Source organism: Mesorhizobium sp. M3A.F.Ca.ET.175.01.1.1, from assembly GCF_004791945.1.
Taxonomy (GTDB): Bacteria; Pseudomonadota; Alphaproteobacteria; order Rhizobiales; family Rhizobiaceae; genus Mesorhizobium.
In genome coordinates this window covers 1-343 of sequence record NZ_SRTP01000191.1, presented here as the reverse complement: position 1 = coordinate 343, position 343 = coordinate 1, and the positions used below count along the sequence as shown (strand labels likewise).

Here is a 343-nt window from a genome sequence, read left to right as displayed (position 1 = left end):
TCGAAGTGCTGATCGTGCTGAAGGATATATGGGGCCTGGACAGCCGTGACATGATGTCGGTCGCCGAGTGGGCGGCGGCGGCGCTGGTGCGCGCGGCGATGGCGGAATCGGAGGCGAAAGCGAGTAGGGTTTCGGCATCGCCCGGAATAGGGATGTCCTAGAATCTGGTTCGACCAGATTGAGGGGACAGCTACCAGTAATAATTGTGATACATCGCCGGAAACAAGGCCACCATGTATCAAGGAGTAGGAAAAATAAGGGAAAACAGACAGATACCATCCCAATCCGCTTGCGGGGTGGCTTTTGAGCGTCCAAGAAAGAGCTTGACGGCCCTCTTGAATTG

Annotated in this window: 1 pseudogene; it reads left to right on the top strand. The window is 55.4% G+C overall.

Going from position 1 to position 343, the window contains the following annotated elements:
* Positions 1–161 (top strand): annotated as a pseudogene (locus tag EN818_RS34135) (TetR/AcrR family transcriptional regulator); the annotation flags it as partial.
* Between the last annotated feature and the right edge of the window lie 182 nt (positions 162–343).